This window comes from Psychromonas antarctica (assembly GCF_022267535.1).
Taxonomy (GTDB): domain Bacteria; phylum Pseudomonadota; class Gammaproteobacteria; order Enterobacterales; family Psychromonadaceae; genus Psychromonas; species Psychromonas antarctica.
This window is the reverse complement of sequence record NZ_JAHNZV010000116.1, coordinates 1-8,000: the sequence shown is the minus strand read 5'-3', so window position 1 is coordinate 8,000 and position 8,000 is coordinate 1. Positions and strand designations below refer to the sequence as shown.

Annotated in this window: 7 protein-coding genes, 3 pseudogenes and 1 riboswitch; of the genes and pseudogenes, 6 read left to right on the top strand and 4 right to left on the bottom strand. The window is 39.4% G+C overall.

Annotated elements, in window-relative coordinates; translation table 11 throughout:
* On the bottom strand, positions 1-446 hold a 446-nt coding region (locus KSO91_RS14875; RefSeq protein ID WP_238743820.1), incomplete at its 3' end, for an IS110 family transposase.
* Positions 447-738: 292 nt separating this feature from the next.
* Here KSO91_RS14875 and KSO91_RS14870 point away from each other — a divergent pair.
* Positions 739-1,710, top strand: a complete 972-nt coding sequence (locus KSO91_RS14870; protein ID WP_238743819.1) for a hypothetical protein — start codon at positions 739-741, stop codon at positions 1,708-1,710.
* Positions 1,711-1,712: 2 nt separating this feature from the next.
* Complete coding sequence (locus tag KSO91_RS14865) at positions 1,713-2,084, top strand: hypothetical protein (protein WP_238743818.1); 372 nt, start codon at positions 1,713-1,715, stop codon at positions 2,082-2,084.
* 90 nt (positions 2,085-2,174) lie between these two features.
* Here KSO91_RS14865 and KSO91_RS14860 read toward each other — a convergent pair.
* Both KSO91_RS14860 and KSO91_RS17685 read right to left on the bottom strand, forming a co-directional pair.
* Positions 2,175-2,777 (bottom strand): annotated as a pseudogene (locus KSO91_RS14860) (group II intron maturase-specific domain-containing protein); the annotation flags it as partial.
* Positions 2,778-2,794: 17 nt separating this feature from the next.
* Positions 2,795-2,920: a hypothetical protein gene (locus tag KSO91_RS17685; protein ID WP_275114010.1), complete on the bottom strand. Its 126-nt coding sequence runs from the start codon at positions 2,918-2,920 to the stop codon at positions 2,795-2,797.
* A gap of 933 nt (positions 2,921-3,853) precedes the next feature.
* On the opposite strand from KSO91_RS17685, the gene KSO91_RS14855 reads away from it, so the two are divergent.
* The 4 genes and pseudogenes from KSO91_RS14855 to KSO91_RS14840 form a co-directional block, all read left to right on the top strand.
* Positions 3,854-4,537, top strand: a complete 684-nt coding sequence (locus tag KSO91_RS14855) for a PEP-CTERM sorting domain-containing protein (protein ID WP_238743817.1) — start codon at positions 3,854-3,856, stop codon at positions 4,535-4,537.
* Positions 4,538-5,148: 611 nt separating this feature from the next.
* A complete protein-coding gene (locus tag KSO91_RS14850) occupies positions 5,149-5,787 on the top strand; it encodes an alpha/beta fold hydrolase (RefSeq protein WP_238743816.1) in 639 nt (212 codons plus the stop codon).
* A gap of 109 nt (positions 5,788-5,896) precedes the next feature.
* Positions 5,897-6,091, top strand: a riboswitch (FMN riboswitch).
* 263 nt (positions 6,092-6,354) lie between these two features.
* Complete coding sequence (gene ribB / locus KSO91_RS14845) at positions 6,355-7,008, top strand: 3,4-dihydroxy-2-butanone-4-phosphate synthase (protein ID WP_238743815.1); 654 nt, start codon at positions 6,355-6,357, stop codon at positions 7,006-7,008.
* Between the two features lie 713 nt (positions 7,009-7,721).
* A pseudogene (locus KSO91_RS14840) lies at positions 7,722-7,859 on the top strand (6-phosphofructokinase); the annotation flags it as partial.
* A gap of 20 nt (positions 7,860-7,879) precedes the next feature.
* Here the strand turns inward: KSO91_RS14840 and KSO91_RS17940 are convergent.
* A pseudogene (locus KSO91_RS17940) lies at positions 7,880-8,000 on the bottom strand (IS701 family transposase); the annotation flags it as partial.

Below are 8,000 nucleotides of genomic sequence, written 5' to 3'. Positions count from 1 at the left end.
GCATCTTTAAGATCCTTCATTGCAGTTTCTCGCGCTCTAGACAGATCACGTACCGCTTCATCTTCAGGCTCAGGAACATAAATGGCAGTTAAATCTTCAGATTTGAGTAGTTTGGCGAGTTTTAACGCATCTCTTTTATCTGTTTTAACATGATCACCTGGTTTTTTAGGAATTAAAGAAGGGGCTATTACATAACAACATTGATTAAGACTGGTTAATAATCGGTATATCCAGTAACCACAAGGGCCAGCTTCGTAAACGAAATGCAGCGTAGCCTGTGGATATTTTGATTGTAATTGTCTAACTAATTTTTTAAACGCCGCTTTGTTGCTGAGAATACGACCTAAATGAATGGGTTTAGCACCGCGCTCATCTTCGATATATGCAATCTCAGTAAATGTTTTGTGAGTATCTAACCCAATGAAAAGTATGCTATGTTTATTCATGCTAGCCTCCACGTTATATTATTGATATATATATTATGGCTCTGGTTGTAAAACTAACCCACGGTAGAGGCTAGCACCTTAGTGGGAAGTCATTATGTCTAAGCCTTTGTGCAAGCTCCCGTAATTTCGGTTCAATTAATATGGATATAATTAAATAATTAAAAAACATTGATAATCAATATTATGTCAATTACAGTGATGGGGTTTATAATTTCCTGACTGAAAAATGATAATTATAATATTACAGTTAAGCTCTAAGTTACTATTAAATTTATCTTTAAAGGGATTTTAAATGAGTGAAATAATTTTATGTAATCGCACCTTTAGCGCAAGTGCATTTAAAAATGAGTGTGGTATCGGAATTGAACTGGCTTCATCTCTTACCTGTCCTAATCCAGATATGATTATCGCTAATAAACCATATTTATTAAAAAACGGTCATTCTACACTTGGCGCTACAACACTGGCAAAATTATCTAATCCTGCAATCACACAAAACCTTACGAGTTTAGCATTATCTTTTGGTGGAGATAACCTTTTAGCACTTTCAGCTATATCTGCTCAATTACAAGAATACAATGTCGGCTTAATGGGGGCATCAACCAGCGTTTACGCTAATAGAATGGGTGGTTTTGTTGGTTCGGTAAAAACCTATCAATCAGCTTTAATGGAATATCGCCAAGCAGCAATTACAAAGTCCCCTTCTAAAATGGCTGCTCGACAGAAAGCGAAAATGGCTTTTGATAAAATGCAAAATAGTTTTAGACACGAAGTAAAGGTAGTAACAAGCCAAGTTAAATCTGGGCGAGGTACACCTATGACTAACTTTAAGCGGGGCGCTGATATTGCAAGAAGCAGTAGGAGTATTGCCAAACTAGATTTAATCAATCCTGTTCAAGCTGACAATATTGTTAAATTGACTAAACACGCAAAATTCTTAGGTAATGGTCTTGCTGTTATCGACTTCGGTAGTCGTGTTGGTAATATCCATAATAGTTATAAAGCAGGTGCTAATTGGGAGCGAGAGATGTTTATTGAATCAAGTAGCTTTGCGACAAGCGCTATGGCTGGCACTGCTGCAGTTAATGTTGGAGGGGTGGTATTAGGCTTTCTTATTGTCGCCACCCCGATTGGTTGGGTTGGGTTAATCGTTGGAGGAATTGCTGTTGCGGGGGTTGCTGCCGCGACTTCAATTGTAACCAACCAAGTAGTTAAAGAAAATGCCGGTGGCGTTTATGACTCAATAATGATGCAACTGAATTGATTATGAATAATAAAGAGCTCTTTGTTGGTCTCCTTATATTCTCAGCAATTATTGTAGGAGTGCTCTATGTTGCCTTTGGCCAGCTAACAGTTAAAAAACTAAGAAAAAACCCAAAGACAAAATCTGCTCTTGGCTTAGAGTATGCTAGCGGTTGGGATATTATCAATGTCGCACAGGCATTAGCACTTCCAAGATCATGGAGCCGAAAACTGGAAGGTAGTAAACTTTCGTTTATGTACGCTAACGCAACAATTGTACATAGCAATACAACCAAATTTGATCGTGTTTTAGGTTTTACATTTTACTGGTTATTAATATCTGCTGGACTATCTGGAGCGCTGTTAGGATTCTTAAATTATTTCGGGTTAATATAAATAGAGGCTTAATCGCGTAGCCGGAGGTGTCTAGCCTCCAGCCCCCACACCACCCTGCATGCGGCTCCGCACAGAGCGGTTCATCTTCCTTCATGAATATTGGATATTGATCCACATTTGTCTCAATGACACCAAGCCTTGCTGTTCTAAAAACGCATTACTGATCGCAATATTGATCCCTTTCGTTTTTGAACTACGACATGGCCCTTTGCTGGTTATGCCACAAGCAATGGCTAGACGTTCAGTCACGCCAAGTTTGATTAAAGCTCTCACTTTGGTGCGCGGTTTTCGCCATTGTCGCCAGTAGCACATCCGCAATCGACGACGGATCCAAGAATCAAGATCCACCGTTAATTGATAGGCATTGGCAATGAGGAAATAATTTCCCCATCCTCGTAGAAATTGATTAAGTTTCTGAATTTGCTTTTCCATTGCAATTCCCCAATTCCGATTGGTCAGTGCTCTTACTTTTTCTTTGAATACTTTCAAAGTTTTAGCATGAATTTGTAGCCGACCGCGTGGGAAAGTAAAGCCTAAGAACTTCGAGCCAGAAACAGGCCCGACGCGACTTTTAGTTTCATTAACAATCAATTTCAAGCGCTTGCTGATATAGCGTGATATCGCTACTTTGACCTTATTGCCGATAGGCTTAGACTTAACCAAAATGATGATGTCATCGGCGTATCGAGCAAAATGTAATCGCTCCCGTGTTAGCTTTTATCGGGGATGCATTGATTACTAGGTAGTTGTGAACTAGGAAGACCTGATGTTGCCTTAAATTCGCCACGAGTTCCCCATTTAAGTACTTGTCCATTGTAATCCATTTGATAATGCATCTGATTTACTTCCTTTTTACAAGATCAAAATCGAACCTTATGTTTATATTTTAACTCTGAAGACTAACGCTTTAACAGGCAACACTACGCACGGAAAAATGTTTCATATATCTCATTTTAGTGGTCATTATAATATCTAGTAAATATCACAAAATCAACGTGTTTAGTAACAGTTAAGTAAATGCTCAATTTAGTCTGGTGTTAATGCAAGGCCTATCTCATTGCAAAAACAGAGACTCTCGAAAGCGAGTTCGTTAAATTTAATGTGTGAGAAGGGCTTGGATAATTACAGAGGTAGTAGTGCTGTTAATTAATTTGTCATTGATTATTGTCTGGTAATAATGGTTACAGAGAGGATTGTATATAAATACTAGGTAAAGAATAAAACGGTGTCGGCCTGTTATACTGTTTGTCACACTCTTTGTCACACTGTTAGTGGTGACTTACTCAAAAGGCTAATGAAATGAACTCTCATATTTTAAACGAGTCGACTTATCAGCCGACTCCAGCAATTTCAAACCCGTTACTGAGTAATTAGTCACGGTTTTTTCATTTCTATCATTGAGGTTTCTAGGGTGATTGCAGGGCTCTTTCAGCATTACGCGAATGCCTATTCACGACAGAGTAACCCGTTATCGGCCAACTCCAGCAATTTCAAACCCGTCACTGAGTAATTAGTCACGGATTTTTCTTTTTTAGCTTTTTAAAGCAAGAGTGACGGCCTACTGGTTTAATCATGTACTGATAATCACTATTTTATGGTTATTATTTTGCAGGTTTTTGATTAATGCTTTATATTTGATGTAGCATCTCTTATTAAACGTTTCCTAGAATATTTTTTTTAGCTTATGTTTTTTTATTTTTATAAATATGGCTTCGTAAGCAAATTAGTTTTCTTTATTCGTAAATAGTGACATCTCGAGGAAAATTATTATGAAATCTTCATTATCAAAAATAGCAGTAATCGGCCTCTTATCGTTAACTTCAATCAGCTCTAATGCAGCGATTATTACCGGCGACTTAAATTACGATGATACCGGAACTCACCTGATCACCGGCACTAATGGCTTAACTTATGTTGGATGGGGGGAGATAGCGTCTTATAATTACGCGCAAACATTTGCAGCAACGCAGACCGGAGGGTTATACGAAGATTATCATATTGCCAATCAAAATGAGGCCAGCTTATTTTTTTCAATGGCTACCGGTACCCAGACGCTCTTACAACATAGTGATGATATTATATTTACTGGTTATGAGATCGAACAGTCAGCATTTGGAGACAATTACACGTCTTGGTCCTCAAGTGCGTGGTTTTTATTGGACTATGTTCGAGATATAAAGCGTGTAGGGTGTATGAGTGTTGGCAGTACGGTGAGTCCTCCGTGGCAACCCTCTCTCGCGATGAGAATAAATTGGCTGGACCAGACAGTATCACGGTCGGATGAGTTCAGTAGCCTTGGCTGGATCTCCTCGCGCCCCGTGGGATGGTTATTAGTCTCGGGGCCGGTTCCACCTATCCATCCTGTGCCGGCACCTTCTCTTTTATTTATATTTGGTTTCGGTCTTTTAGGCTTGATTTTTACTCGTAAACAACAAAGGACTAATCGTTTCTAAGCCGGCGTTATGCCTAGTTTGGGTTAACTACTTTTAAACTAATTGCGGCAATACTCGAATTCTCGACCAACGCCAGTAACATTTAGAGCCATTACTAAGTAATCAGTAAGGGCTCTTTTTATTTATACAACCTGAATTTTGAGAGTGATTGCAGGGCTTAAAATACATCATATTGTTAAATGGCATTTATATCCGATTGCAACTATTTTGACACTTTCGGCGACACTAAATATTCTCGCAATTTGATAGCTAGATGATGGACCTGAGTTATAAACTCGGGTTGATTTGTTGTTGAAAGGGGATCACCAGTTTTCACATAAAAGAATAAGCTGTAATAGCAGTTCGTAATAGACTTTAGTATTGTAAAGCCGCTTTATCATTTTAAGTTGTTCATCCAAAAATCCTATTTCTTGTTTATTTAACTGATCTTTTCTTTTGTCATAAATAACAGGAAATCGCAGAGCCTCATCATTTATTTCTCTTGATAAAAATAAAAGGGGGAAAGGTTAGCTGTAAATATTTGGGCTTGACGATTTAAGCACGGCTAAAGCATGATCAGCATTCTTTTGCTATTTTATATAAAAAAGCATACAAGTGGACTAGGACCAACAATGAAATTAATCTACGAAGGGCCTGTTGATGGGCCTCTATTTATCTTTGCACATGGTGCTGGTGCGGGCGCTGATTCAACATTTATGGTTAATATAGCGCAAGGGCTCGCCTTGCGCGGAATTCGTGTGGCGCGTTTTAATTTCCCTTATATGCAGCAGCTTATTGATAGTGGTAAACGGCGACCACCAGAACGAGCACCTAAACTTATCGCGCAATTTGCGACGTTGATTGCTGATATAGACAAACCAATAGTGATTGGTGGTAAGTCGATGGGAGGACGCATCGCAACGTTACTGGCCGCGCAGTTATCCAGCGAAAACAAGGGGGAGGCGATTAAAGGTGTTGCCTGCCTCGGTTTCCCGTTTCATCCTGTCGGGAAAACGGATAAATTACGCACTGAACATTTTCCGTTAATTAAGCAGGATCTGTTAATTGTTCAAGGTGAGCGCGATACGATGGGAAATAAACAGGAGGTTGAGCATTATGGCTTGCCTGATACTATCGACTGGCTATGGTTGGAAGATGGAGATCACGATCTTAAGCCCAGAGTAAAGAGCGGTTTTACTCAGCAATCCCATTTGCAGCGAACAATGGATAAACTGGCTGCGTATATTAAAAATGCAGTCACTAAAGGCTAACTTGATATACCGTTATGAGTTGTTACGTTGACCCTCGTATACTATTTTGTCTTTTTCCCATTCACAACTTACTTATTAGGGCGTAATATATTCGCTGCTAAATTTTATTAGCAATTCTCAGGGCGGGGTGTGATTCCCCACCGGCGGTAAGTCTATTTTAAAGCTTCATTGATATGCAGATACCTGCATTTTTAGGTTGCTTGGCTATAATATGATAAGCCCGCGAGCGCTCAATATTTTGAGGTCAGCAGATCTGGTTAAATTCCAGAGCCGACGGTGATAGTCCGGATGAAAGAGGATCCCGCAGCATGCTTATAACGAAGGAAATAAAAAGGTGAACAGCTTTACTGGGTAAAATCGGCACTAACTGTGTGGTGAGTTTTGAAGTGAGAACAACTATCTCCTGCAACCCAAGTCTTGCTAGTGGCAAATTGCACAGCGCAACACCTGCTTAATTAATTCCTTTGCTGTTAGTCATGTGCGCATCTGTCTTTTTTTCACATTAATGTGCAAAGGAGAAGCTTCTTTATGCCCTGATTCTGGTCACTAATTATAAAAGGAAGTACCATGAGTCAGTCTCTATTAAGTCAATTTGGCGATGCTAACGTACGTGTAATAAAAGCCATTGAGTCCATTCGAAATGGTCTCGGAGTATTAGTTGTTGATGATGAAGATCGGGAAAATGAAGGTGACTTTATTTTTGCTGCAGATTCACTCTCTAGCGCGCAGATGGCAATGATGATCCGCGAAGGAAGCGGCATTGTTTGTCTATGCTTAACAGAAGAAACCACCCAGCACCTTAACTTGCCGCAAATGGTTGCCAACAATAACAGCCAAAATAAAACCGCTTACACTGTGAGTATTGAAGCTAAACAGGGCGTCACTACGGGGGTTTCAGCACAAGATCGTGTGGCGACCATTAAAGCGGCTATTTCCCCCTCGGCACAAGCACAAGATCTCGCGCGTCCCGGTCATGTTTTTCCTCTAAAGGCGGTAAACGGAGGTGTATTGATGCGCCGCGGTCATACTGAAGCAGCGGTTGATTTAACTCGGCTTGCGGGTAGAACACCTGCTGGTGTTATTTGTGAGTTAACCAATCCAGATGGGACTATGGCGCGGTTACCCGAGGTGATTTGCTTTGCCAATTCGCAGCAGATTCCCGTGGTGAGTATTGATGATCTGGTTAACTATATTAAGGATTCACAACAGTTAGCTAGCTAGTTTTGAAAATAAAAAAATAACAGCGGGTGTTTTGTCTTTAACGGTAAAATATCCTCTTTTTGTCGCTAAGTTGTGCACTATCAGTAAAAATATTTCTAATTAATGATTTATATAAACCTAAATGGGTGCACTGCTCACTCAAATTTTTTCTACTAAAGTTACGCTGCACGCGCATTACAATTTTTGAACACTCGAGAGCATTAAATCGCCTTTGACTTCATCTGATTGTCGACTTTATTCAAAAAGCATCACCACGAAGTACACTCGAGAGCATGAAGAAACTCATAAAAAAATGCGGGATCTTAACCTTCTTTTTATTCGTGCCTTCGTGGTTAATTGCTTTTGAACTTGGCAACGACCAACAAATCCGCTTGCTGTCACTAAAGTTATTTATCATTCAATAAAAATATAAACAGATAGCTAAGACGCTAGCCGAAGTTTTTTTATTGCGCAGTATCTAAGGTCAATAAGGTAGATTACATTTTGTGAATTTTTTGAGTCACTTTCTGGTTTATATTATTTCTTGATCTAATCTTTCTTGTAGAAAAACGTTTTATTTGTTTTTAATTTAGAATGCTTTTGTCAGATTAATTCATTTTTGGTTTGCTTATAATGACTCTTTCATAAGGATGTTCAGATCTTATGAGCCGTTTTTAGAGTGCGTATTCTGAACCAATAAATGAAATATTATTGGCGATACACTGGGGGTTTTAATGATCAAAAAAATAGGTGTTTTAACAAGTGGTGGTGATGCACCCGGTATGAATGCAGCAATCCGCGCCGTTGTGCGTGAAGGCCTACATAATGGTTTAGAGGTTTATGGCATCTATGATGGCTATGCTGGATTGCATAAAGGTATTATTAACTGATGTTACGCACTTACGGCCAGCATCTGCTTCCAGGCTTTAAGTGCTTCTTTTTGAGCTTTTATATAAAGCTTTGTTTTCAATCCAAATGTGGTTAAGCCTTTTTTTACACTTAACCCTTCCAGT

Excerpts from the sequence above, each read along its gene's own strand:
- KSO91_RS14870 (WP_238743819.1), top strand. The coding sequence starts at position 739 with ATGAGTGAAATAATTTTATGTAATCGCACCTTTAGCGCAAGTGCATTT.
- KSO91_RS14865 (WP_238743818.1), top strand. The coding sequence starts at position 1,713 with ATGAATAATAAAGAGCTCTTTGTTGGTCTCCTTATATTCTCAGCAATT.
- KSO91_RS17685 (WP_275114010.1), bottom strand. The coding sequence starts at position 2,920 with ATGCATTATCAAATGGATTACAATGGACAAGTACTTAAATGGGGAACT.
- KSO91_RS14855 (WP_238743817.1), top strand. The coding sequence starts at position 3,854 with ATGAAATCTTCATTATCAAAAATAGCAGTAATCGGCCTCTTATCGTTA.
- KSO91_RS14850 (WP_238743816.1), top strand. The coding sequence starts at position 5,149 with ATGAAATTAATCTACGAAGGGCCTGTTGATGGGCCTCTATTTATCTTT.
- ribB (WP_238743815.1), top strand. The coding sequence starts at position 6,355 with ATGAGTCAGTCTCTATTAAGTCAATTTGGCGATGCTAACGTACGTGTA.